This is a genomic window from Pseudoalteromonas simplex (genome assembly GCF_015278155.1).
GTDB lineage: Bacteria > Pseudomonadota > Gammaproteobacteria > Enterobacterales > Alteromonadaceae > Pseudoalteromonas > Pseudoalteromonas simplex.
In genome coordinates, this window is the sequence record NZ_JADILN010000011.1 from 18,082 (window position 1) to 42,018 (window position 23,937).

General features: G+C 42.3%; 17 protein-coding genes. 11 read left to right on the forward strand and 6 right to left on the reverse strand.

The annotated features are described in order from the left end of the window. The first annotated feature begins 136 nt into the window (after window positions 1–136). Window positions 137–2,794, forward strand: a complete 2,658-nt coding sequence (locus tag IRQ78_RS16905) for a TonB-dependent receptor (protein WP_194442729.1) — start codon at window positions 137–139, stop codon at window positions 2,792–2,794. Next, complete coding sequence (locus IRQ78_RS16910) at window positions 2,787–3,857, forward strand: cytochrome-c peroxidase (RefSeq protein WP_194442730.1); 1,071 nt, start codon at window positions 2,787–2,789, stop codon at window positions 3,855–3,857. The genes IRQ78_RS16905 and IRQ78_RS16910 overlap by 8 nt, the downstream gene beginning before the upstream one ends. A gap of 36 nt (window positions 3,858–3,893) precedes the next feature. Here IRQ78_RS16910 and IRQ78_RS16915 read toward each other — a convergent pair whose 3' ends face one another. Both IRQ78_RS16915 and IRQ78_RS16920 read right to left on the reverse strand, forming a co-directional pair. Further along, the gene (locus tag IRQ78_RS16915) at window positions 3,894–4,892 is read right to left on the reverse strand and encodes a helix-turn-helix domain-containing protein (protein WP_194442731.1); all 999 of its coding nucleotides are present in this window, start codon (window positions 4,890–4,892) and stop codon (window positions 3,894–3,896) included. Further along, window positions 4,876–5,793: a GGDEF domain-containing protein gene (locus IRQ78_RS16920; RefSeq protein ID WP_194442732.1), complete on the reverse strand. Its 918-nt coding sequence runs from the start codon at window positions 5,791–5,793 to the stop codon at window positions 4,876–4,878. Before IRQ78_RS16920 ends, IRQ78_RS16915 begins: the two co-directional genes overlap by 17 nt. 284 nt (window positions 5,794–6,077) lie before the next feature. On the opposite strand from IRQ78_RS16920, the gene IRQ78_RS16925 reads away from it, so the two are divergent. Continuing rightward, window positions 6,078–8,378 (forward strand): TonB-dependent receptor plug domain-containing protein, encoded by a 2,301-nt coding sequence (locus IRQ78_RS16925; protein WP_194442733.1) that lies wholly within the window; start codon window positions 6,078–6,080, stop codon window positions 8,376–8,378. A 58-nt stretch (window positions 8,379–8,436) separates the two neighbouring features. After that, the gene (locus IRQ78_RS16930; protein ID WP_194442734.1) at window positions 8,437–10,365 is read left to right on the forward strand and encodes a phytase; all 1,929 of its coding nucleotides are present in this window, start codon (window positions 8,437–8,439) and stop codon (window positions 10,363–10,365) included. Window positions 10,366–10,422: 57 nt separating this feature from the next. On the opposite strand, the gene IRQ78_RS16935 is transcribed toward IRQ78_RS16930, so the two are convergent. The 3 genes from IRQ78_RS16935 to IRQ78_RS16945 form a co-directional block, all read right to left on the reverse strand. After that, window positions 10,423–12,009, reverse strand: coding sequence for an L-lactate permease (locus IRQ78_RS16935; RefSeq protein ID WP_194442735.1), 1,587 nt, complete (start codon window positions 12,007–12,009; stop codon window positions 10,423–10,425). A gap of 94 nt (window positions 12,010–12,103) precedes the next feature. Continuing rightward, entirely contained in the window at window positions 12,104–12,688 is a 585-nt protein-coding gene (locus IRQ78_RS16940) for a YqaA family protein (RefSeq protein ID WP_054551838.1), read from the reverse strand. A gap of 59 nt (window positions 12,689–12,747) precedes the next feature. Further along, complete coding sequence (locus tag IRQ78_RS16945) at window positions 12,748–13,656, reverse strand: GGDEF domain-containing protein (RefSeq protein ID WP_054551839.1); 909 nt, start codon at window positions 13,654–13,656, stop codon at window positions 12,748–12,750. Between the two features lie 236 nt (window positions 13,657–13,892). Between IRQ78_RS16945 and IRQ78_RS16950 the strand changes: the two genes are divergently transcribed. Further along, window positions 13,893–15,125 carry a TMEM143 family protein gene (locus IRQ78_RS16950; protein ID WP_194442804.1) on the forward strand — a complete coding sequence of 411 codons (1,233 nt, stop codon included), beginning with the start codon at window positions 13,893–13,895 and terminating at the stop codon, window positions 15,123–15,125. A 141-nt stretch (window positions 15,126–15,266) separates the two neighbouring features. Then, window positions 15,267–17,306: a S9 family peptidase gene (locus IRQ78_RS16955; protein ID WP_138599923.1), complete on the forward strand. Its 2,040-nt coding sequence runs from the start codon at window positions 15,267–15,269 to the stop codon at window positions 17,304–17,306. 32 nt (window positions 17,307–17,338) lie between these two features. Here the strand turns inward: IRQ78_RS16955 and IRQ78_RS16960 are convergent, their stop codons facing one another. Further along, window positions 17,339–18,469 carry an ROK family transcriptional regulator gene (locus IRQ78_RS16960; RefSeq protein WP_194442736.1) on the reverse strand — a complete coding sequence of 377 codons (1,131 nt, stop codon included), beginning with the start codon at window positions 18,467–18,469 and terminating at the stop codon, window positions 17,339–17,341. A 155-nt stretch (window positions 18,470–18,624) separates the two neighbouring features. Between IRQ78_RS16960 and fucP the strand changes: the two genes are divergently transcribed. From fucP to IRQ78_RS16985, 5 genes are all read left to right on the forward strand, one after another. Further along, on the forward strand, window positions 18,625–19,902 hold the full coding sequence (fucP, locus tag IRQ78_RS16965; protein WP_194442737.1) for an L-fucose:H+ symporter permease: 1,278 nt from the start codon (window positions 18,625–18,627) through the stop codon (window positions 19,900–19,902). A 150-nt stretch (window positions 19,903–20,052) separates the two neighbouring features. After that, window positions 20,053–20,433, forward strand: coding sequence for a hypothetical protein (locus IRQ78_RS16970; protein ID WP_171041543.1), 381 nt, complete (start codon window positions 20,053–20,055; stop codon window positions 20,431–20,433). Beyond that, window positions 20,433–20,813, forward strand: coding sequence for a hypothetical protein (locus tag IRQ78_RS16975; RefSeq protein WP_054551843.1), 381 nt, complete (start codon window positions 20,433–20,435; stop codon window positions 20,811–20,813). Before IRQ78_RS16970 ends, IRQ78_RS16975 begins: the two co-directional genes overlap by 1 nt. Window positions 20,814–20,897: 84 nt before the next feature. Further along, window positions 20,898–21,656, forward strand: coding sequence for a substrate-binding periplasmic protein (locus tag IRQ78_RS16980; RefSeq protein WP_138619536.1), 759 nt, complete (start codon window positions 20,898–20,900; stop codon window positions 21,654–21,656). Then, the gene (locus tag IRQ78_RS16985; RefSeq protein ID WP_194442738.1) at window positions 21,656–23,872 is read left to right on the forward strand and encodes a tetratricopeptide repeat protein; all 2,217 of its coding nucleotides are present in this window, start codon (window positions 21,656–21,658) and stop codon (window positions 23,870–23,872) included. The genes IRQ78_RS16980 and IRQ78_RS16985 overlap by 1 nt, the downstream gene beginning before the upstream one ends. Window positions 23,873–23,937 lie beyond the last annotated feature (65 nt).

Consider the following 23,937-nt stretch of genomic DNA (forward strand, 5'->3'; position numbering starts at 1 on the left):
AGCATTGTAATTTTTCATCATTTACTTTTATGTGTAATGCGCAATAAAAGCAGCATTTAAAAAATGCAATGAAGCCTTACAAGTCATTTGACTGTTCCTATTTTAATCTAATCACTTGTATTTCAGGAGTTTTACCATGCAAATGCGCTACTTATCAGCGTGTTTGATGCTTTTACTTAATGCCCCTATACACGCTAATGAAGTAAAGCAACAAGCAACAAATCCTCAATGTAATGATAAGAACAATAAGCAATGCTCAGATCAAGAGGTAGAGCGCATTACCATTAAAGGGCAATACATAGGGATTGAAGTACCTGAAGTAATTGGTCGCGCCTATTTAGATAGAAACTTTATTGAAGCAACTCCAAAAGGTAATGGTGATATCAACGAATTGATTGCCTTACTGCCGGGCGTGCAATTAAGTGAAGACTACTACTCGATTGATAACCTTGCGGAAATTAGTGCCCCTGAAATTAGTATTTCGGGTGCAAAGCCTTGGCAAACAGGCTTTATGATTGATGGCATGAACTATAACAATCGTCTTGATCCTGCCAGTGCGAGCCGCATTGGCGCCTCTGAAAATGAGGTGTCAGGCGGTGTGCAAAGCATGAATATTAACAGTCAAATCGTAGAGTCAATTACTGTGTACGATCACAACATTCCAGCAGACTTTGGCGACTTTTCTGGTGGCGTGATTGATGCCGAAACGATATCTGCTTTCTCTAGAGAAACACGTGTAAGCTTAGGTATTCGTGGTAATCGCAGTGATTGGGGGGAGTACCATATAATCGATAATGATGAGCCAGATGACACCGCTGAGGGCAAAGACGCCCTTGAGCCACCAACCTATGAAAAAACCAATATCGATTTTTCAATTCAAAAAGAGTTGACTGACAAGCATGCCTTATTGCTAAGCGTAAGCTATTTAAAAAGTGATATCTCAGATGTTTCGCTTTCAGCACAAAAGGTCGAAAGTAGAGAAAACATCAATGCATTACTTAAATACAGCTATCGCGATGGCTGGGTTGATTCACTCGATTTAAGCGTTATGTATGCCCCTTATACTTCAGATTCATACTTGAAAGACGTGCTTAATAGTGACTACCAAGTCGAAGGAGGAAGCTTTGGTTTTACGGCTAATTTAGGTGAAGAAACACGCTTTGGTCACTTCAGCAGTAAGTTTAATATGAGCCAAAGTGATAACAACCGTACAGGGCCTGCGCATTTTTATACTTGGCTTCAAGCAAAAGGCAAAGAGTGGGGTCAATTAGCCGATCAGAGCCCTGATTCAACTCCTGTTTCAAGATACGGCGGTTATGGCAATCTTGATAACACGCAAACTAGCTTTAATTGGCGAAATTCCCTAACACTTGAGCGTAAAAGTTGGGGCAATACTGAGCACGCAATTCGCGTGGGCGCTGAACTCAACCATCAAAACTATGAGCGTACCCGCCAACAAAACTATTATAAGTATGACTCGCCAATTCAATACTCATCAACCAACGCACAACTAAACTGTAGTGGCTATACCCTTGATTGTGTTGAGCAAAATTTTTATGTTGATTTAGATACCCTTGCCGAGCAATTAGGTGGCAGTATCGATTTTAATAATCCAGAGCACTTACTTGCCTACTCGAATAACGTAGCGACAACAGCTCAGTATTTTAACTCACGTTTGGTCACACCCAGTGAACAAATAGACGTAAGCTTAAATAAAGCGGCACTATATGCCACCGATGTGATCACTTGGAAACAATTTGATTTTCATTTAGGTATTAGATACGACTACGATGATTTTTTCAAAAATCACAATATCGCGCCACGCTTATCAATGGGTTATGACGTATTTAACGATGGCAATACACTATTGACTGCGGGTTTAAACCGTTATTACGATGCGGGCCTACTCGGTTATAAAATTAAAGAGCAACAAAAGTTTGCTTATCGTGAGTATCGCCCTATTCAAAACGGTTATTTACAAGCTTGGCTTCCTTCTTCTTACACAGGTAACTTCCGCTATATCTATGACAACGTAAAAAGTCCTTACGATGATGAAATTGCCTTAGGTCTTCGTCACGCGACAGAAGATTTCGGTAACTTTGCATTAAAATATGTGCACCGTAACAAAAAAGAACAATTAGCGAGAAACGAAGAAACCAACCTAAAAAATGACGGTTTTAAATATATTACTATTTATAATAATGGTACAGGTGAAAGCGAGCGTTACTCGCTATCTTGGGATGCCAAATTTGGCGACCATTCAATATGGGCTAATGCATCTTATAGCCAAAACAGTGAAAGCAATAGCGACTACACTGCAACACCCGATAACACGCCTGTTGAAACACTGGTTTACTATGAGGGTGAGCTGATGAGCTTATCTGAGTTAGATACCCTTAAAGCGAATTTTGGTCGCCCTGTAACTGCTAACTTTGGTTGGAATGCCAACTGGACTGATACTTTTTCAACTGGTCTAACAGCAACCTACAGCGGTAGTTATACAACCGCTATTAAGTCTAGTAACGATCAAAGAATAGGCATTGGAAGTGAATGTGCTACGTGTGGTTCGACCGATATATATATATCCAAATATGAAGCTCATACCTTTGACGCTCGTATTATATTTGCCTTAAGTAGCCGTTGGGAGTATCAAGTTAGTCAATCTCAATCTCTTGAAGTTCGCCTTGATATCAGCAACTTATTTAATGCCAGAAGTCACGCTATTACAGAAGGAAATTCAGGTATTGAACCAGGTAGAATGTTTTGGTTAGGGGTATCTTATAACTATGAATAAATGGTTATTTCTCTTAACTTGCGGCATTTTTACAACGAGCGCCTTCACACAAGAGCAATCATTACGCAAGTTATACGCAAAGCCACAGCATGAGTGGCCTGCGATTATTAGCAGTAAAGATGTGCCAGCTGCCCCGCTCAAACCTTTAAAAGCTAAACCGTTTAATCAAAGTGATGAGATCATCACATTAGGCGAAAAGCTATTTAACGATACCCGTTTGTCACGAGATAACACGGTAAGCTGCGCAAGCTGTCATGAGTCTCGTTTAGCATTCTCAGATAGGCGAAAACTAGCTGTCGGCATTGATGGCCAAGTGGGCACCCGAAATACCCAAGCCATTATTGGTGTTGACCATTGGCAAAGTTTCTTTTGGGATGGCAGGGCTAAAACTGCGACAGAGCAGGCATTAATGCCGATTGAAAACCCGATAGAAATGGGCACTTCTGTTGATCTTGTGCTTAACAAAGTAAACAGTGCTGAGGACTATAAAAGCCCAATATTCAATGCCTTTGGCAAAGAAGCGCTTAATAAAGAACTATTGGCTCTTGCGCTTGTTGCCTTTGAACGTACCTTTGATATTCCAGAATCATTATTCACGCGCTTTATCGATAAAGCGCAAACGAGTCCTAGTGAAGCGGTTGCACTTTTAAACGATCAACAACTTGAAGGCTTGCATCTTTTTAGAACCAAAGCAAGGTGTATGACTTGCCATGAAGGTGCTTTACTCAGCGACAATGAATTCCATGTTACAGGGCTGCATTTTTATGGTCGAAAACTTCAAGATTTAGGCCGTTTTGATGCCACCCAAGACCCAGCTGATATAGGCAAGTTTAGAACCCCTTCTCTTTTAGCGTTACAACAAAGTACGCCTTGGATGCACCATGGTGGCTTTCAAAGTTTGCTGGGGATAGTCAACTTTTATAATGCAGGTGGAGCAAGGCCAAAACCGAGCAAAAAATTTAAAGATGATCCAAACTACCCACAAACAACAGAGTTACTGCATAAGTTAGAGCTCAGTAAGGATGAAAAAAATGCACTCATCGCATTTTTAGAAACCCTTTAACTGCACGCTCGCTCTTAGCGATAAGAGCGGGCTTTCTTACCCCTTCAATTGACTTGGCGTAAGCCCGGTCCAGCGTTTAAACGCTCGTCTGAAATTAGCAATATCATAAAATGATAAGCGCATGGCAACTTGCTCATTGCATTGCTCGCGCATGGCAAGTAGGTAAATCGCTTTGCGCTTACTTTGCTCATCATACAAGGTAGAAAAACGTACGCCATGAGCTTTTAATTTACGCTTGAAGGTTGCAGGGCTCATGGCAAATTGGCTAGCTACTTGGTCTAAATTTAACGCCGGATTTTGATAAATTAATCGGCTTACGGCTTCCACAAAAGTGCTATTTGCTGAATCTAATGCCGCTAGCTGCGAGTTAATTTGTGAGAACCGAAAACTACTAAACGCGGGGTTAGTAAGCCTAAGCGCGTGTTTATTTAATACCCAGCGGGTTATAGGCTTTTCAAAAGCAACTTTAAGGCCCAAATGCTGCTCGTATTCTTGGCTATGTCTGGCGCGTTTATAGGCAAACTCAAACTGACAAGGTACTCGCTCACCCGCCACTTTTTTAAGAACTTGGTAAAACGCGGCGCTGTAAATTTCCTTAACGTACTGGCTTATTTCATCATCCAAGCCGACTGCGTTTTGCAGCACAATGTAATACTGCTCGTTATGTACATAACTGTAACTAAATAACAAAGGGGCTAGTTGCATGCGTAAATTGTGTAACTGCTTTAAAGCTTGGCCGATATGCGCTGCATGTAACACGCCTTGGGCGGCAACAGAGGTATCGTTTGCTAGTTGACTGCCTAATAAAAAGCCGCTGTCGGCAGATTTCATAAACTGCTTAAACTGAGTCAATAAGCGTACTTGCTGCGAAATACTAAACTGATGCTGCACACTCATTAAGTCTTGCTCAAACACCCCAGTGCCTCTAAGTAACTTATGCAGTGCAATGCCGCGGCTTAAGGCCAGTTCCACCAGCGTGGTGATCAGCCCCTGTGCGGTGAGGTATTTGTCATCTTGATTAAGATACGGCTTCACAATGGCTGACTCTTTGTTGTTTTTGTTGTTGTAACTTAGCGTGTAAACGCGAGCTTAAACTGTGTGGTGTATCGCCTTGCATACTGCCCACTAAGGCCGCTGTTACATCTTGGAACTTAGCGTGTTTTTCGCCTTCGACCTTAAATGCACAATGGCTCAGCGCCGAGGTAATTTGCGCCACCAGCTCTTTCGCTTGTACTGCGCTGGTGTTTGGCATTAGCACCATAAAGCAGTCTCCTGCATAGCGGCACACCACATCGCTCAAGCGGCAATTCATCAATAAAAGCTCGCTCACTTCACGGAGTAAGCGGTCGCCTTCGATAAAACCAAATTCAGCGTTAAAATCAGCAAAACCACGAATATCAATGGCGGCCAGTTGCAACGGCTGTGGCTCACTTAACTGCTCTTTTAGCACTGCTTGTAAGTAATCTGCCTTATAAAGCCCTGTTATTGAGCACACTAATTCATGCTCACGATGCTGTGCTTCGCGGCGCTTTAGTTGCCTGTTAAGCACGTATTGCTCTTGATGCCATTGATACAGCCCAAGGCTTGTGAAAATCATGCCTATCGGCGCAGGTAATGATTCAATCCAAGTAAGCCATGTGTTAGTTGGTTGGTGTAACCACTCATCAAATAAATCAAGGGAAGCTGAGAACATAAAAAGCCCAAGCCCAAGCACTAAAAAGCTGGTGACTTTGCCGGGCGGCCTCGAAATAAGTAGCGCAGCTATCCAAGTCAGGGTCATTAGCACAATGCCACCCTCACCTAAAATATCTAACCAAGCAATATCGGCAAGAGGCTTTAATTCTCCTGCTTGCGCGCTTAGCAAAAACGCAAACACAAACAGAGCAATAACTGCATTGGTTAAAAATCGATGATGAGTAAAAGGGTTATATCGCATTCTCAGTACCTAACAATAATTCACGCTGCCATGCTAACTCGTTAGCGTTTAAAGCAGCAGGGTCATATTAGCTCAATGATGTGACAGCAAAACGACAGTCATACCTTGTTAAACCCCCTAAGCACTGTATTTACCTTAAAAAGATGGGGTTATTGCAGCTCAAAAGCACTTTTAAAACCCGCTAATCACTTGTTTTTTCTGGCTGTTAGCGATTTTCTGTCACATTTGCGTCATTTAAGCTGCGTACTTTGCTCGTCAAACCAAGGACAACCAGGAGCAACCCCATGAAACAATTTAAAACGAAGGCGTTAGTAAGCGCCCTCGCCTTATGCCAATTTGCCGCTTACGCACAAGACGAACAAAACAGCGATGAGAAAAAAGTAAAAGTCTCTGAAGAGCTTGTCGTCTATGGCGAGATTGGTTATCGCAACCGCTCACAGGAGCTGGCACCGACGCTTGAATACTCACAAGAATACTTTCAACGTTTTGAACCGCTGACTGCCGGTGATGCATTAAAACGTGTACCGAGTGTGACGTTTTTATCGGATGTTTTAGAGTCTGATGGCGCCCGTATGCGTGGCTTAAGCCCAGCTTACACAAAGGTGCTTATCAACGGTGAAGAAGTACCTGGTGCAGGTGCTGACCGCTCATTCTTTGTTGACCGTATTCCTGCCGAGCTAATTGAGCGTGTAGAAATTATTCGTGCTTCAAGTGCAAACCGCTCTGCCGATGCCATTGCCGGTACGCTAAACATTGTATTACGTGACGGGTACAGCCTAGATGGTGGTTACTTGCGTGCAGGTGGCCTGCGTTATGACGATGGCGAATTAAAAGAAAGCTTTGCTGGTGTTTACGGCACTGAGTTTGCTGGCGGCCGTTTACTACTTGGTGCGAACTTACAAGGTCGTTATAACCCAAAACAAAAATCAAGCCTACGCTATGGCGACAGCCCAGAGAATAACGCCAATTACAAAACCGAAGAATTCGATAACCGCGAAGATCAAACAGACACCCGCGATGGTGATGACACCTCACTAAATGCCAGCTACGAAATTGCTTTTGATAATGGCAGCAAGTTTGATATCAGCGCAATTTGGGTTGATACCGACCGTACTGAAGATGAGCGTTCATTCGAATATGACGATCCAACAGCAATCAATAACTCAATTGTTGAAGGCGGTAATCTTGAAACCGACAACGCCAATGTGTCTTACATTGATCAAACCAACTACAACATCAACTCGGGTTATGAGTTACCCCTTTTTGGTGGCACCAGTAAATTTAAGCTTGGTTTTGCAAGCTTTGAAGAGTCAGTTTACGAGCAAGAAGTAGAAATCGATACCTCTGAGTTACCTATGGTGTTTGAGGAAGAAGAAGAAACTGTAGACCTGGATGACAAAGAATGGTCATTACAATGGCAACATAGCTTATTTGCAGGCGAGAGCAAAACGATTCAATTCGGTGCCTTTGTACAAGGTAAAGAGCGCGATACTGCGGTTTATCAAGCCGAAGGTGAAAGCGAGCAAAGCTTTACTAGCTGGGATCAGTTCAACAAAACACCACTGTCACTGGCAGGCTTTAATAACGAGTTTGAAGCAGCCGCTGGTGGCGTCAATAAACTCGAAGAAGACCGCCTAGATGTATTTGCATTAGTTAAGCACGAAGACCAAGACTTCTCGTGGGAGTTAGGTGTGCGCTACGAAACAACTGATTCAACCATTACTGACAAAGTAGAAGGTGTAAGCGCTAAAAACGATTATGACTTCTTCTTACCATCGGCACATTTACGCTACAACGTCTCTGAAAATGGCCGTGTTAGTGCATCGGTTGCACGTAGCTTACGTCGTCCTGACTTTGATTACATCACCCCTGCTCTACTTGAAAAAGAGCTAGGCGATAACGACTTTTTAGGTAACCCAGACCTACAACCAGAATCATCGTGGGGTATGGACTTAGGCTATGAATATCGCTTAGGTAAAAGCGGCGTCGTGGGTATTAATGTGTTCTATCGCGATGTCACTGACCTTATCGAAATAGCCAATACAGGCCAACAAGGCTCAGAAGGTGATGGTACTTACATTTTGCAACCGCGTAACACCGGTGATGGCAACGTAAAAGGTATCGAGCTTGATTTATCAACGCCGCTAAGCGCTATTAGCATGCCAAACACAGGGGTATTCTTTAACTACTCATGGCTTGATTCAGAAGTAGATGACACTTTCGGTAGCCGTAAATTCAACGACCAATCTGACTACGTGTTTAACGTTGGTTTTATTCAAGACCTACCTGATTTAGGCGCTTCGTTCGGTGCAACTTACCGTAAACAAGGTGATGCTTATGGTCGTATCGTGGGTGAAGAAGTAACCACACACTACGGTGCAGACCTTGAAGTATTCGTAGAAAAACGCTGGCAAGACGTCACGCTTCGTTTAGTGGGCTCAAACCTACTTGATGCAAGCAAAGACGAAACCTTCAACAAGTTCGACACGGTTGATGACCAAATCAACCGCGACTTTGACGAGTATGAACTGGAGTCTGAAGAAGCAGGCCCTGTTATCCAGTTAATGCTGCGCTACGCGTTTTAATACACATAAGAGTTATTAAGGCAGCGCATTGCTGCCTTGTTGTATATTTGGGGATCCCATGAATTTTAAAAAACCACTTAATCTTGTTGCCAGTGCAGTGATGCTAAGCACCCTAGCAGCGTGTAGCCAAACAACGGCAAACGAGGCACCAAGTAAAAACCAATTAACAGCCTTTGGCACAACTGAAAATATGCAAGGCTCACAAGCAGCAGCCCTTGCTGATGACGCTTGGCTATTAAGCTCACAAAGCCAAGGCCTACAACTTATTGATGTCACTGGTAAACAGCACGCATTACAAAAAGGTAACTTCGAAGCGCTATCTGTTAAGGCGATCGACAAAAACAGTTACCTTGTTGCCAGCATCGACAACGAAGCCGACCAAGCGGTGATTTTTAGCTTACAAAAAGCAGCTAAATGGCAGCTAACTGAAATTAGCCGTATCAGCCCACCAAAAGCAAAACCTGAGGCGGTGTGCTTATTTGCCAACCCGACCACTCAAGCCGTGTCGGCATTTGTGGCAGACGCTCGTGGTCTTATCCGCGAAACACTGGTGTTTGATATGGCAAACAAACGCGCGTTAAACCTTGAATTACGTGAGTTTGCTGGCGTAAGTGAAACATCAGGCTGTGCGGTTGATGATAACAGTAAAACTCTTTATTTAAGTGAAGGCGAGCTAGGCATTTGGCAAATTAATGCCGACGCTGAATCACGCGCCGATAAAAAGCCCCTTGCTATGATGTCGCCATTTGGCAGCTTAGCGCCTGAAGTTGGCGGATTAAGCACAACAGAAGATGGCAGCTTATGGTTCACCACTTCTGAAGATAACCAATTACATCGCTACGAAAATAGCACAAAGCGTTTTAGCAGCTGGCAATTTGCTGGTGAACTGGCGATTGAGTCTGCCGCAGTGCGCTTTAACAATAATCAAGCTGACATCGTGTTATACGATGATGAATCAGGTCATTATGTAAAAGGTCAAATAAATGGGCAGGCTAAACAACACACTAGCGCTAAAACAGCGGCTGTTACTTACATCAATGCACAAGCGCAAACCGATGCAGTACGTGCTTTTGGTGATGCCGCCGATGACCCTGCAATTTGGGTAAACCCTAATAATGCAGCTAAAAGCTTGATCTTAGGTACCGATAAACGCCGTGGCTTAATGGTGTATGACCTTGCAGGCAAAGAGCTACAAGCACTAGAAACAGGCCGTTTAAATAATGTTGATGTGCGCCAACATGCCAGTATCAACAACGCAACGAATACCTGGATTGCAGGTAGTAACCGTACTCATAACAGCATCAGTGTTTACAGCGTCGATACTCACAATCAGGTGCAACATTTTGCTGAGCTGCCAACGACTCTAAACGAAATTTACGGTATGTGTATGTACTCATCAAACACAGGCAACTATGTGTTTATGAATGACAAATCAGGCCTGTTTCAGCAATACAAACTAACAGGTGATAATGAGAGCGTATCAGCACAACTAGTGCGCGAGTTTAGTGTTCCAAGCCAACCAGAAGGTTGCAGTGCTGATGATAAAACCGCACAGCTATTTTTAGGTGAAGAAGACGAAGGTATTTGGTTTATTGGCGCTGAGCCAACAGCTGGAAATAAACCTGTAATGCTACAAACCGTGAACGATATGCTGGTTGATGATGTAGAAGGCATGGAAATCTACCACGCAAAAGATGCTCGATATTTAGTGGTTTCTAGCCAAGGTGATTACAGCTATGTGCTTTATAAAATTATTGATGGCAATACCCCAAGCCTTGAGTTTGCGGGTAAGTTTGCAATCAGTAATAACCTAGAGTTAGCAATAGATGGCGTATCAGAAACCGATGGCCTAACGGTCACACCGGCTGCACTACCGGGCTACCCTGAAGGGGTGCTAATTGTGCAAGATGGTTACAACCGTATGCCACAGGCACCGCAAAACTTTAAGATTATTGACTGGCGCGAGGTAAAAAAAGCTATTCAATAAGTTACTATGTAGGGTGCTCGGTTTATCTGGGCACCTTTTTTATCTGAACATGTTTAATCAGTAAAATAGATAACTAAAACATCCTACAATTGCACCGTAAATCAGCATAGGCAAAAAGGTTTTCTTAAGCACGGGCCCTTCTTGATTATTCACTCCAACAATACTGGCTACAGCAATAATATTGCTAATGCAGATCATATTCCCCATCGCCGCCCCCGTTGATTGCAACGCAAGCACTAAGGTTTCTGACAAGCCCACTTGCTGTGCAATACCATATTGAATACCGCCAAAGGTAAGATTAGATACGGTTGCCGAACCTGAAAAGAAAGTGCCGAGTGCCCCCAAGTATGAGGCAAATAACACCCAGTGCTCACCGCTTAAATCTGCAAAGGTGCTCGCCATATAAAATATGGGCGCATTATGGCCGCCTTGCATTAAAACATTCACCATCACCAGCGCCCCGATCAAAGCAATACATGGCATAGCTATACGGCCTAAGGTGTCGGAGCACATTTGCTTTACTTGTGGCTTGCTCATTTTAAGTAACGGCACGCAGATCAGCACCACCAATACAAACGGGATCAAGGCTGGTACAAACAAGGTTTTATACGACCACCCCACTGAGGTACCAAATATCTCATGTAAAGATAAGATCAGTGCTTTGCTTAATTCAAATTGTGCGAAGCCCAAGTGAATACTCAGCCAGAGCGTTTCGTCGTTAAGCAATGCTTTAATTCCCAACTGATGAATACGGGTTATCACCAGCACAACAATCAAAAGTAATAACGGGAATAATGCTAAAAATAGCGCTTTGGGTGTGAACTCAGCTTTGCCTTTCGTGCTTTGTGCATTTACAGCTGAGTTATCTAAACCCACTCCCCGACTTGCTAAATAGATAGTGACTAATAGACCCACTGCGCCACCTATCAGTGATGGAAATTCATAGTTCCAGTGGGCAAACAACCAATAAGGTAAGACACATGAAAACACACTTAAATAAATGAATACGCTATTTTGACGCACCTTTTTTAGTGGTAAAACAAGACACAGCGCAATCATAGGAATAACCAAAGCAGCAATAACATGACAAAGCGCCGTCCATCTTGAAATAGCCAGCACTTGCCCATCATCTAATTGTAGCGCTGAAAAGCCAAACCATGTTGGTGTGCCAACTGCACCAAAAGATACGGGGATCGAGTTTAAAATAAGAGTGAAAATAATCACTTTAAAAGGCGAGAAACCAAGCCCGACCAAAATGGGCGCCGCGATGGCCGCTGGCGTGCCAAATCCCGATGCGCCTTCGAGCATAAATGCAAACGCCCAACCAATGATCATCAACTGCGCAACTTGATTACTGCTAATTGATTCGAGCCAATGTTTAATCGTGGTTTCGGCCCCTGATATTGCCAACATGCGGTTAAGTAAAATAGCCCCAGCAATAATCGAAATAGGCGTCATAACAGACAATACACCAGCAAACGAATTAGCAAGCAACAGCCTTAAATCAGCTTGAAAGTAAAACAGTTGCAGTAAAGCAGCGAGTAGCGCTGTTATGGGTAAGGCAATATAAGAGGCGATGGGGCTGCTTTTTACCATCATCCAGATCAGCACCAAAATAGGCAGTGCAGCCACTAGGGTATTCATGGGTCATCCTGTTGTTTTTATTAAGCGCTTTCCTTATTTCAAAGTATAGACAGGATAACCCTAATCAGTATTTTTTATTTGTTAAATGAGTGTATTAAATGAGTGTACTGAGCCACCAAAGTAACAGTACTAACACAGAAATAGCCACTAAGGCTTTGGTTTTGTGCTTTTGAATAATTCGCTCAGCCTGATTACCCGCGTAATAAACAACGGCAGCAAGAGCAAAGTAGCGAATTGAACGCGCAATGACCGTTGCCAGTAAAAATAGAAAAATCGAATACTTAGTAGCCCCAGCGGCAAGCATGGCAATTTGAAATGGGATGGGCACAATACCGAGCGTCAATACAAACCAAAAGCCTTGTGCCTGCATTTTTTGCTTAACTTGCTCGAATTGCTCAGGGTTTGAGAAGGTATTAATCACCCAATCGCCCACTACATCAAATAGATAATAGCCAAGGGCATAGCCAAAAATAGCACCGATTATACAACCTATGGTCGCCATTAAGGCAATTAACCAAAGCTTTTCACGGCGGGCTTGCATTAACGGAATAAGCACAGCTTCAAGAGGAATAGGCACTATGGTTGACTCTAAAAATGATGCCACCGTAATCGATTTAAGCATGTGTTTTGAGTCAATAAACTGCCGTGTTTTTTGCTTAAGCTTTTTTGCAATCGCCATTATTCATCCTTAATCGTTTTGTTGCATTTTAGGTTACAACAAAAAGTCTTAACCGTCCCTTACGGTTTATGAACATAGCGACTACGACCCTGATTTTTAGCCAAATAAAGCGCTTGATCAGCACGTTTCAAGGTACTACTAAAGGTCTCAGTAGCACGTTTGATCGCTGAACCAACACTCACGCTGAGCGTTTTACTCGGTGTCACCATCACATTACTGGCAAGGCTCAGCAGTTGCTCGCAGGTAGCATGTAATTCATCTGCATCATCTGTGGCAACATACATTGCAAACTCCTCACCACCAATTCGCGCAAATAGAACGTCTTCTCCTAATGCTTGGTGACACTGATAAACAAAGTCTATCAATACCTGATCGCCTACATCATGGCCATATTCATCATTAATCGCCTTAAAATGATCAATATCGGCGATCACTAAACTATGTGGTTTACTTTGGTTTTGCTGCACATAATGGTAAAAATAACGACGATTGTACGCCTTTGTTAATACATCGGTTTTTAGCTCTTCTTCGAGCTGCTCTCGGGTTTTAGCTAAATCAGTAAGCGCTAAATAAAGACCAAACCCAGTGATAAGCATCCCTAAGGTGCGGGTAATATCTTCGATATAAATGCCGACCCAGATTGGTTGGAACACCAGCTCATCTAAAAAATCAAATGTAAGTCCGACGCTCCAAAGGAAGATACCCACACTTAAAAATAAGTAACTGCGCTTAGCAACCACCGAAGTTTGCACAAACGCAAAAATACAAATCAAAATGAGCAAATTAATAGCATCACTGAGCACACCATTTAAGTAAACATCACTTTCAAGCCGATTAAAGTTATACAAATAAGTCACGACTATCATCAATAAAACGACAACAAAAAAGCTAATAAAGAATTGCTTTACTACAAGAGGTACTGAATTTAACTCAGCCTTTACTTCTGGAGGGGGTGCTTGCTTATTCATAATTAATCACGACAACTTGCTGCAATGAATTAAACATTAGCAAAGCAAATTTAAAAGTGCATGATAAAGCCACTATAAAGGGGAAAAACCAGCGTTTTTACTGGAGTAAATATTCTAAATATAAGCCGTTTTAGTCAGTAAAAAAGTCTAAGTTCATGCCATTTGCCACTAACGGTCGCAATTTTGTCGTTATTTTTTTATTATCCCAGCCAGTTTTAATGTCATTACACAAATCTATGAGCAACGCGCGATTCATCCCTTTTCGAAAACACGACATCATAAATCTTTGCCAAGCTTACTTGGGTGAGCCGCAATCAGCTTCGTTTATGGAGTTTGCTACTCTTTTGCAAAGCGTGACTCATTATCAATATCACGAGCTGCTGGAGTCTTTAAAAAACAACTATGCGCCATTTGACCCAAATAGCGACACCCGCACGCTAACACCGATTACCAACGAGCAACGTGCCAGCTACCAATCTGCCTTTGCAAAAGAGTTTGCCAAAGTACTCAATGCTGCCAATTTTGAAACCATTACCAATCAAGACTTGCAAGATGCACTGAATGAAGAGTCTTTATTTAAAGTACGTTTAGCCGTTGAGTTTGATGACTTTGCAGAAGTGGTCTTTTACCGTCGCGGCGAATCGCAAAAAACCGAGACGCTACGCAGTTTTTGGGGGCTTAAAAAAAAGCAGATTCAGTTTACTAACTATGACCGCGTTGCCATATTCATCCGCTTTAAAGACGAGCAGTACTTTTTAGAAAAAGGCAAAATGCCGGTAGGCTTTGAGCCAAACTCAACCATCGTCAAATTATTCCAGAATGTGCCAAAAGCCGATTTAGAAATGCTGTTTCCGAATAGCGAAGTAAAAATGCGTCCAATAGATAAACTGATTATTGGTTCATCAGCACTGATTGGTGGAGCTGTGGTGTTGGTAACAAAATTAGGTGCGTCAATTTTACTCCTGATTGCTATGATTGCCTTTTGGGGTGGTTGGCGCAGTGAAGAAGTGCATATGAGTCAGCAACACTTTATTACCTTTGCAATCGGCATGGGGGTATTTGGCAGCTTTATTTTTAAAGAATGGAGCAAGTTTAAAAACCGTAAAATTCGTTTTATGAAAGCATTAGCCGACAACTTGTATTTTAAAAACCTCGATAACAACGCCGGGGTTTTTCATACCCTAGTCGATGCAGCTGAAGAAGAAGATGTTAAAGAAGCGCTACTTGCCTACACCTTTTTACTAAAAAGCGAATCAGCGATGACTGCACAGCAATTAGATAGTCAAATTGAGCAATGGTTTAACGCGCAGCATCATTGCCAGCTCGACTTTGAAATTGATGATGCTTTAGACAAACTCGTCAAGCTTGAGCTGGTTCATCAACAAAATAACGTTTATACAGCCGTTGATTTAACCAAAGCCAAACAGCGCTTAGATAGTCGTTGGGATGACTATTTTAAGTTTGCCTAAGCCTTTAAAATCAGGTGCTAGCAAGTACACATTAACTTCGAGTCAATTCAACTGGGGTAAATGCAACTTTATCTCAATGTGCTTGCGCAGCGAATGCTCTGCTTTTAGGATAAAATTTTACGGCTAAAAAAAGACCATTCCATGCAATTAAAAAAAACAATTCTTATTGGAGCAAGTTTGCTGTGCGCAGCAACGACGGCTCAAGTATATGCTAACGACAAGTTTGTCTCTGAAGATATTTTTCAACTTGAATACGCAGGCGACCCACAAATAAGCCCTGACGGTAAAAAAATCGTTTATGTGCGCAGCGGCTACGACATCATGAAAGATGGTAACAAGCGTAGCTTTTGGCTGTACGATATAAAGTCAGGTCAACACACGCCGCTGTTTTCTGATGAGCATAACTACAGCCAACCCACTTGGTCTCCAGATAGCAAGAAAATTGCTTTTACCAGCAACTCAAGCGGTTCGAATCAACTTCACGTTTATTGGTTAGCGCAAGACAAACAAGCATTATTAACGCAACTACCAAAGTCAGTACGTAACTTAACGTGGTCAAATGATTCTGCACAAATTGCCTTCACCATGAGCATTCCTGAAGGTAAATCTGCGTTCGCTAAATCGGTAAAACTGCCGAAAAAACCAAAAGGCGCTGAGTGGTCAAAACCAGTGAGAGTGTTTGAAAAAGCACGCTATCAAGCTGATGGCGCTGGCTTTTTAGAGCCTTCATATCGTCACGTTTTTGTTATTCCGGTTTCGGGTGGCACACCACGCCAATTAACATCGGGTGATTATCAGCACTATGGCCCACTTGCTTGGGATCCAAGTAACACAAAACTAGCTTTTTCTGCTGATCGCAATGATGAGTGGGAATATCGCACAACTGAGTCAGACCTCTATGAAATCAATGTAAAATCAGGCGAGCTTACGCAACTAACTGATTTACCGGGCCGTGAGAGTAACCCGCGTTACGCTGAAGACGGTGATGAACTAGCCTTTGTTGCGCGTGACAACGCCCCTGTGCCTTACATTAACTCAACACTATCTATGCTCGATTTAGACGATAAATCAATCAAGCATATTACTGAAAAATTAGACCGTTCAGTGGCTGATTATAAGTGGTCAGGCGATGGCGACTTTGTTATTCAGTACGATGATTTTGGTAAGCGTAAGCTTGCTAAAGTAAACAGCCGCGGTAAGGTCACTGACTTAACGGATACGGTATCGGGCACTTCAATTGGTCGTCCGTATATCAGTGGTAGTTTCAGCATGGCCAATAATGGCGCTATTGCGTACACCACAGGCAGCGAGTACCGTCCAGCTGATTTAGGCTACCTATACAAGGGTAAAAGTAAAACGCTAACTTCATTAAATGAAGATGTGTTAGGCCATAAAAAGCTTGGTAAAGTGCACGAACTAAATGTTAAGTCACAGTTCGATGGCCAAGCTATTCAAGGTTGGTACATTACGCCACCTGATTTTGATGAAAACAAACAATACCCATTAATGGTTGAAATTCACGGTGGCCCACACCTAGCCTATGGCCCAAGCTTTACTGCTGAATTACAACGTTATGCCGCTGAAGGTTATGTGGTTGTGTATGTGAATTACCGTGGTTCAACAAGTTACGGTAAAGACTTTGCACTACTGCTAGATGGTAAATACAGTTCAGAAGAAGACTTTGCTGACCACAACTCAGCAGTTGATGCCATGATTGCTAAAGGCTTTATCGACAAAGATAACCTATTTATTGCGGGTGGTTCAGCAGGTGGTATTGCAACGGCTTATGCGGTTGGTTTAACAAACCGCTTCAACGCTGCGGCAATTACCAAGCCTGTGATCAACTGGTTAAGTAAAACGCTTTCAGCTGACAGCTATATTGGTCAAATTCGTAACCAATTCCCTGGCATGCCTTGGGATAATGTTGAGCACTACTGGAAACGTTCGCCACTTTCATTAGTAGGTAACGTCACCACGCCATCATTGATCATGACAGGTGAAGAAGACCGCCGTACGCCAATTTCAGAATCAGAGCAATTCTATCAAGCATTAAAACTGCAAAAGGTAGATACCGTTCTTATTCGTGTACCGGGCTCACCCCATGGTATTGCGGGTCGTCCATCACGTATGATTTCGAAAATTGAATACACCCTTGCGTGGTTCAAACAATATCAGAAGTAATGAATTAAGTAGGAGTGAGGTGCTCACTCCTCTTAAAAATAATGATGACTAAGCGCAAGTTGGGCAGACCCTATCGACTGCGCTTTTTCCCCGCACACACCTAAGCTCACATCACAGCTACGTAACCCACGATTATCTAAACGTGCAAATGCGGCAATTGATAACTGCTTGAGATGTTCAAGTGCTTTACTCGGTAACGGCGAATCAATAATCACAGCTTGCATATCTAATAAACTTAAACTGTTATGCATGGCAATACTGATAGCCTCAGCGGCTTTTTCAAGCCAAGGCTGAACGAGTCGATTATGCGCTGTAAACTGACTGTCTGTCAGCTCATACACAGAAATACCCAACTGCAGCTTATCAAACTCGCTTTGCAGTGAAAGTAATGAACATTGGCTAAGTAACTGTTCACGATCAGTGTTTAGCATTGAGCCTATAGCACCGGCATTACCACTTTTACCTTCGAGAAGCTGATGGTTAATCACCACTGCACCACCTAAAAAAGCCCCCAAATAAACATATAAAAAATCGCAGTAGTTGTTAGGGTTTCCAAGACTTAGCTCTGCACAACAGGCAGCGTTATTGTCGTTACTAATATAAACAGGGAGCTGGAACTGGCTTTCTAAGTAACCTTTTAAGTCAAAGTTTTGCCACTGACTAAGTGTACTGGTTGCTGAGCATGAAGCGGCTTGCCATTGCCAAATATCAAACGGCATAGCGACCCCAAGCCCACACACATGTGAGCGCAGATCAGGCTCTAATTGACTGATTAGCTTTGGGATATGTGTTTCTAAAAATGATTTAAGCTCTTCAACCGATGCTTCATGCACCTCAACAGATACAGACGTCCTTTGCGTGCTTTGTAAGTCAACGAGTATCAGGTCAAAGCGTCGTCGCCCGATTTTCAAACCAAAACTAAATGCACCATCTGGGTTGAGCCTAAACGGCACACTTGGCTGCCCTACTCGCCCTTTAACAGGTGCATCACGAAGCAACAGCTTATCTTCTTCAAGCTTATTAATATTCACTGTTGCCGCCTGAGCAGACAAGGCTAACGCTTTTGCTATTTGTGCTTTAGGCATGCTTTGCTGTTGCCTAATTAAACTTAAGATTGCGCGCTCGTTATTGCTTCTTGGTGCTCGCGATAAACTGCTCTTCATAACATCCTTCTTGATACAAGCTTGATAAGCGGCCTATTAGACCTGTTTGCAGTACTATCTACCAGTCAAAATAATAAATCAACTAGGTTGATTTATTATTTATAGTCGTGAATACTGTCGGCCACAACAATATGAACACATTAACCTGGTGAACTATGCAAACACAGTCCGCTATTGTATCGCGCCAAATGCTTTGGCCTTTTATTCTGCTTACGATTTGCTTTGCTGCTTGGGGTACTGCGGCCAATATGACAGACCCATTAGTGAAAGTTTTTAGCAAAACATTTTCTATGAGTGCGTTGCAATCAGCACTGGTGCAGTTTAGTTATTACGGCGCGTATTTTTGCTTAGCTTTACCGGCGGCCATGATCAATAGACGATTTAATTATAAAACAGGGCTGTTAGTGGGTTTAGCCATGGCCGCTTGTGGTGCCTTATTGTTTTACCCTGCTAGTCAAACCATGCTCTATAGCCACTTTTTATTGGCCTTGTTTATTCTTGCTGGTGGTTTGTCTATTTTAGAAACCTCTGCCAATCCCTATGTTATGCAGTTAGGATGCGAGCAAACAGCAACCCGCAGACTTAACCTCGCGCAAGCATTTAACCCTGTTGGGACTAATATTGGTGTGTTTTTAGCTGCGACGTTGATCTTACCGAACTTAAATCAAGCTGATAGCGCAAGCCGTGCCCTGATGAGTGAAGCGCAATTAAAAACCGTTGTGAGTGCAGAGCTCGATGCTGTGATGGTGCCGTATGTGGGTATGGCCTGTTGCTTAATCTTACTATGGCTATGTATCTTCTTTAGCCGCTCTCCTGCAACAGAAACAAAAGTAACAGCGCAGCCGCGTAAACTTAAAAAGACCTTTCAACATTTGTATCAAAACAAGCATTATCGATTTGGTGTGCTGGCACAATTTTTTAATGTTGGCGCGCAAACCTGTGTATGGACCTACACCATTGGCTACACCATGGAAGCACTTAACACGACAGAAGTTACCGGCGGCCAAGTCTTACAATGTTCGATGTTGGTGTTTTTAGTATCTCGTTTCATTATGACATGGCTAATGCGCTTTATTAGCGGCGCTAAATTACTGCGTTTGATGGCTTTAATTGCAGCCGTGCTGTGTTTTATTGTTACCACACAAGTGAATTTAGTGGGCGTAGTCGCACTTGTAGCTATTTCAAGCTGTCTATCTTTGATGTTTCCAACCATCTACGGCACAGCACTTGAAGGCCTTGGCGAAGATGCAAAAGTTGGTGCAGCTGGTTTAGTAATGGCAATTTTAGGGGGCGCATTTTTACCTCTGATCCAAGCCGCAACCATAGATGCTTTTAACACTGCGGTTTCGTTTGTTGTACCACTTGGATGTTTTCTTATCGTATCTCTTTATGGGCACCACAGCATTAGGTCACCACGACACCAGCAATCATAATTTTTAAAGGCATCTTGCAAAGTCAGATGCCTTTTATAATTGTACTTTGTGGTTAGATAATGTGAAAATCACTATCTTTCTAACTACCTATAAGTGAGTATGAAATCACTTAAGCTTTTTATCTTAAATTACACAGCAAAGCTTAAAAACATGAGTAGCTTTGAGCACTTTCGGTTTTTTTTAATAAAGTATATTTGTTTCTTTTTTGGCTGCTTTATCTGTTTCGTCTTACACGAATATTTTCGTGTTCCTATTGTTGTAGCCGCTGCTGCGACAGGCTTAATCGGTACGTTTTTACCTTTTTCAAGAACGTTAAAATCACACCCTTATGCGGCCATTTACGCTGGTAGCTTTGCTGGCATGTGCTCTTCAAGTTTAATAAACAGTTATTGGGAGCTAAGTCTTATTTCATTGATCGGTGCCAGTCTTTATATTTTGACTATGAATCTATTTGCAGGTTTTGGCGGCCGACTTGGTAGTGTGGCTTTTGCCAGTGTGGCGCTTTATATGCTTGCAAAAGGGATTTTTTGATGAATATATTTATTGCGATAACAGCGTTATTAGGTGCTTACTCAACCTACTTTTTAGCACATCATAATCGCTTCGACGGCATTCGCGCATCAGCGGCCACCAGCATTATTGCATTTGCGATTTTGAGTCTATTCCCCGTTGATGTTGAGCTATACAGCGTGGCATTTTTCGGTGGTACTTTCATCGGTATGAGCGCACCAAAACGCTTTGGCATTTTTACATTAGCCATTGCGTCATTACTATTTGCTTTGTTGTTTGAGTACCTCGTGCCGCGCTTACATGGCTATGGCGGTGCATTAGGGTTGAGTGCGTTTTTATCTGTCTGTGTTTGCCACATCGGTATTTTACTCGGTGCGCCACGAAGCAAAAAGAACAACTAATTCCGATTCACCGATTAAAAACCTATACCTTTTTATTAATATTCATTACTATGTTAACAATATGTTTAAAGGTGTAGGTTCTTTATGCTTCTTCGTTCATTGCTGATTGTTATTATCTTCTGCTTTATCAGTAGTGCTACGACGGCGAAAACACTGACCTTTATTGCCGAAGATTTACCCCCATACCATTTTAAAAATCAGCAAGGTAAAGCCGATGGTGCGCTTGTTGAAGTGATAAAGTCTGCCCTAGCGAAAACAAACATCGCTGGCGAATTCGCAATTATGCCAATGGCCCGAGCTTTTCATGAGTTTCAAAATGACCCAAGCATATTGATGATTTCATTGCTAAAAAATGAGTCTCGTGAATATAAATTCCAATGGCTAGCACAAACCTATTTTGCCGATGCTTATTTAGTTGGGCTTGCCAAACAAAACCACGAAATAAAAAGCTTAAAACAAGCAAAGAAATATCGTGTGGCAACAATTCGTGGCTATTCAAGTGAACATTATTTGAAACAAGCCGGCTTTAATGAAAATAAAAATTTGGTGCTGGTCAGTCATTACCATCAACTTTGGCAAATGCTAGAGAAAGGACGAATTGATTTTGTACTAACCAACACGCTTACCTTACAAAACGAACTCGCGTTATCAGGAGTTCTCCCTAATGACATTAATAAGAGCCTCCACTTAGACGACTACCCATCAGGCCTTTATTTAGCCGCGAATCTAAAATTGGACAAGCAACTTGCTATGCAATTGAGTGATGCCATAAAAGCATTGAAACAAAACGGTCAATACCAAGCAATTTTACAAAAATGGCATCTGCCTTTACCTAGATTATAATGAAAAACACGCAATCACCTTACAAAGGCTTAGCTTTAGCTATTTTGCTTAGCTGCTTATCGCTAAATACCCTTGCTATTACCCCTGAACAAGCTTTAGAAAAGCTTAACGAAGCACAATTGTTACGTAACAGTAATCCAAACCAAGCCACTAAAATATTTGAGCAATTAACTAACGACTCGACCCTTTCCAATGAACCTAACATCATACAAGAGGCATTCGAATCGCTGGCATTTATGAATATGGGCAGTGGCGATTATGACCAAGCTCTTAGCTATGCAGAGCAGCTGCTTAATTACGGGGAAAAGCACAATAACCAGTCAGTAACAGTACGAGCAATGCTTATTCAAGGTTACGCACAAGGCAGAAAAAGTAACTTTCTTAAGGCAGAGCAACACTATCGCGCTGCATTATCCATTGCCAAACAGATAAATAACTCAGTGCTGATTGCCCAGTCCTATGAGCGATTAGCAGCCATTTTACGCTGGCAAGATAAGTACATAGCTGCCCTCAATGAAGCACAAAAAGCAGTCAATATTTTACAAGAGTTTGATGACGATAAATCTTATGCCTCTGCATTGCAGAACTTAGGTATTATTGAAGCAATTATTGGTGACCACCACGACGCACTAGCCAATCTTACTTTGTCGTTTTCTTTACATCAAAAACTTGACGATAAAAAAGGCATTGCTGATGCACTTTATGAAATTGGCGAAGTTTATCGACGTATGGGTGACAGTGCCCAATCGTTAAAGCACTTTAAAATGTCGCACGTTCTGGATTTAGAAATTGGCTCTAAAGTCGATATCGGTAATAGTGCCATGAAGGTCGGCTATGCAGCGCTAAAACAAGGTGAGCTTACAACAGCCACAGACTATGCAGAAAAGTCGATTAGCTATTATCTACCCTCATCTTCAAACACAGGATTGTGCCGTTCATATAATTTAATGGCGTTAATTGCTCTAAAACAAAATAACATTAGTGAAGCGCAAGCCTATATTGATCGCGCCATGGCAATCGCCACTGACTTTAATTTCCGCTCCCATTTAGTGTCTTTAGCGATCACCCAAACACGTATCTATCAAGCTCTTAATGACCATGCAAAAGCAATTAAAACCGCAGAACAGGCCTTAAACCAGGCTAATGAGTTACAAGATGTCGAAGATCAAATTAGCTTAAATAAATTACTCACTGACTCTTACCTTGCATTACAACTTTATAAACAGGCATTTGAATCGCAAAGCCGCTATCAAACCCTTGAAAATAAAACGGGTAAAAATCAGCACGACTTAACTGTGGCCGCGATGCAAAGCCAAGTCGCCTTTATGCGAAATCAGCAAGAAATAAACCAATTAAGTGCAGATAAACAAATTCAAGCAGCACAACTAAGCGAAAGTGAATGGCAATTTAAAGCCTGGTTACTCGGCCTAAGCTGTGTGATTTTATTGATATCAGGCTTTGGTTACCGCTCATTTAAAACGCGTAAACTTGCCAGCGAGCGAGCACAACTATTACAAGAAGTCGTTGATAAGAAGAACCGCTTACTAGCCGATGTATCCCATGAAATTCGCACACCACTCACAGCGCTACAATTGCAAGTTGAAGCATTGCAATACAATATCGCAAAAGACGTTGATGCCTCTTACGATGCCATTAATCGAAAGCTAACCGATATCAATGTACTGATCCGTGATATCCACCAACTAGCACAAGCAGACTCAGATAGCCTATACCTGAACCTAAAACCCTATTTACTTGCTGATGTATTATCCGTTTGGCAGCAAGACTTTGCTGCTTTTGTACAAAGCAAAGGCTTTGAATTTACCAGTGACATTCATGTTACTGCTGATTTAAAGGTGACATGGGATATCGATAAAATTAAGCAAGTACTGGCTAATCTTTTATCAAACAGCACCTTTTATACTGATAAACCCGGCAAAATTAAATTTGTAGCGACAGCCTCAGCGCAGAGTATTACTTTTAGTATTGAAGATACCCCACCCGGTGTGACCGACAATCAGTTAGTTGAAATATTCGAACGTTTATACCGCGTTGATAAATCACGTAGCCGCCAAACGGGTGGCTCAGGCCTAGGACTGGCGATTTGTAAAAGCCTAATAGAAACGCACAAAGGTACTATCAAGGCTGAGCACAGTGAGTTAGGTGGCGTTAAGATCCTCATTTGCTTACCGCTTATTAGTGAACAACAGGTTTAATTAGCATCTCGATTCCCTGAAATCGCCCCAAATCCGGGCGATTTCACGACATTTAGCCCCATTAA

What these genes read in the sequence shown, in the direction of transcription:
- IRQ78_RS16905 (WP_194442729.1), top strand. Translation starts at nt 137, where the DNA reads ATGCAAATGCGCTACTTATCAGCGTGTTTGATGCTTTTACTTAATGCC.
- IRQ78_RS16910 (WP_194442730.1), top strand. Translation starts at nt 2,787, where the DNA reads ATGAATAAATGGTTATTTCTCTTAACTTGCGGCATTTTTACAACGAGC.
- IRQ78_RS16920 (WP_194442732.1), bottom strand. Translation starts at nt 5,793, where the DNA reads ATGCGATATAACCCTTTTACTCATCATCGATTTTTAACCAATGCAGTT.
- IRQ78_RS16925 (WP_194442733.1), top strand. Translation starts at nt 6,078, where the DNA reads ATGAAACAATTTAAAACGAAGGCGTTAGTAAGCGCCCTCGCCTTATGC.
- IRQ78_RS16930 (WP_194442734.1), top strand. Translation starts at nt 8,437, where the DNA reads ATGAATTTTAAAAAACCACTTAATCTTGTTGCCAGTGCAGTGATGCTA.
- IRQ78_RS16935 (WP_194442735.1), bottom strand. Translation starts at nt 12,009, where the DNA reads ATGAATACCCTAGTGGCTGCACTGCCTATTTTGGTGCTGATCTGGATG.
- IRQ78_RS16940 (WP_054551838.1), bottom strand. Translation starts at nt 12,688, where the DNA reads ATGGCGATTGCAAAAAAGCTTAAGCAAAAAACACGGCAGTTTATTGAC.
- IRQ78_RS16945 (WP_054551839.1), bottom strand. Translation starts at nt 13,656, where the DNA reads ATGAATAAGCAAGCACCCCCTCCAGAAGTAAAGGCTGAGTTAAATTCA.
- IRQ78_RS16950 (WP_194442804.1), top strand. Translation starts at nt 13,893, where the DNA reads ATGAGCAACGCGCGATTCATCCCTTTTCGAAAACACGACATCATAAAT.
- IRQ78_RS16955 (WP_138599923.1), top strand. Translation starts at nt 15,267, where the DNA reads ATGCAATTAAAAAAAACAATTCTTATTGGAGCAAGTTTGCTGTGCGCA.
- IRQ78_RS16960 (WP_194442736.1), bottom strand. Translation starts at nt 18,469, where the DNA reads ATGAAGAGCAGTTTATCGCGAGCACCAAGAAGCAATAACGAGCGCGCA.
- fucP (WP_194442737.1), top strand. Translation starts at nt 18,625, where the DNA reads ATGCAAACACAGTCCGCTATTGTATCGCGCCAAATGCTTTGGCCTTTT.
- IRQ78_RS16970 (WP_171041543.1), top strand. Translation starts at nt 20,053, where the DNA reads ATGAGTAGCTTTGAGCACTTTCGGTTTTTTTTAATAAAGTATATTTGT.
- IRQ78_RS16975 (WP_054551843.1), top strand. Translation starts at nt 20,433, where the DNA reads ATGAATATATTTATTGCGATAACAGCGTTATTAGGTGCTTACTCAACC.
- IRQ78_RS16980 (WP_138619536.1), top strand. Translation starts at nt 20,898, where the DNA reads ATGCTTCTTCGTTCATTGCTGATTGTTATTATCTTCTGCTTTATCAGT.
- IRQ78_RS16985 (WP_194442738.1), top strand. Translation starts at nt 21,656, where the DNA reads ATGAAAAACACGCAATCACCTTACAAAGGCTTAGCTTTAGCTATTTTG.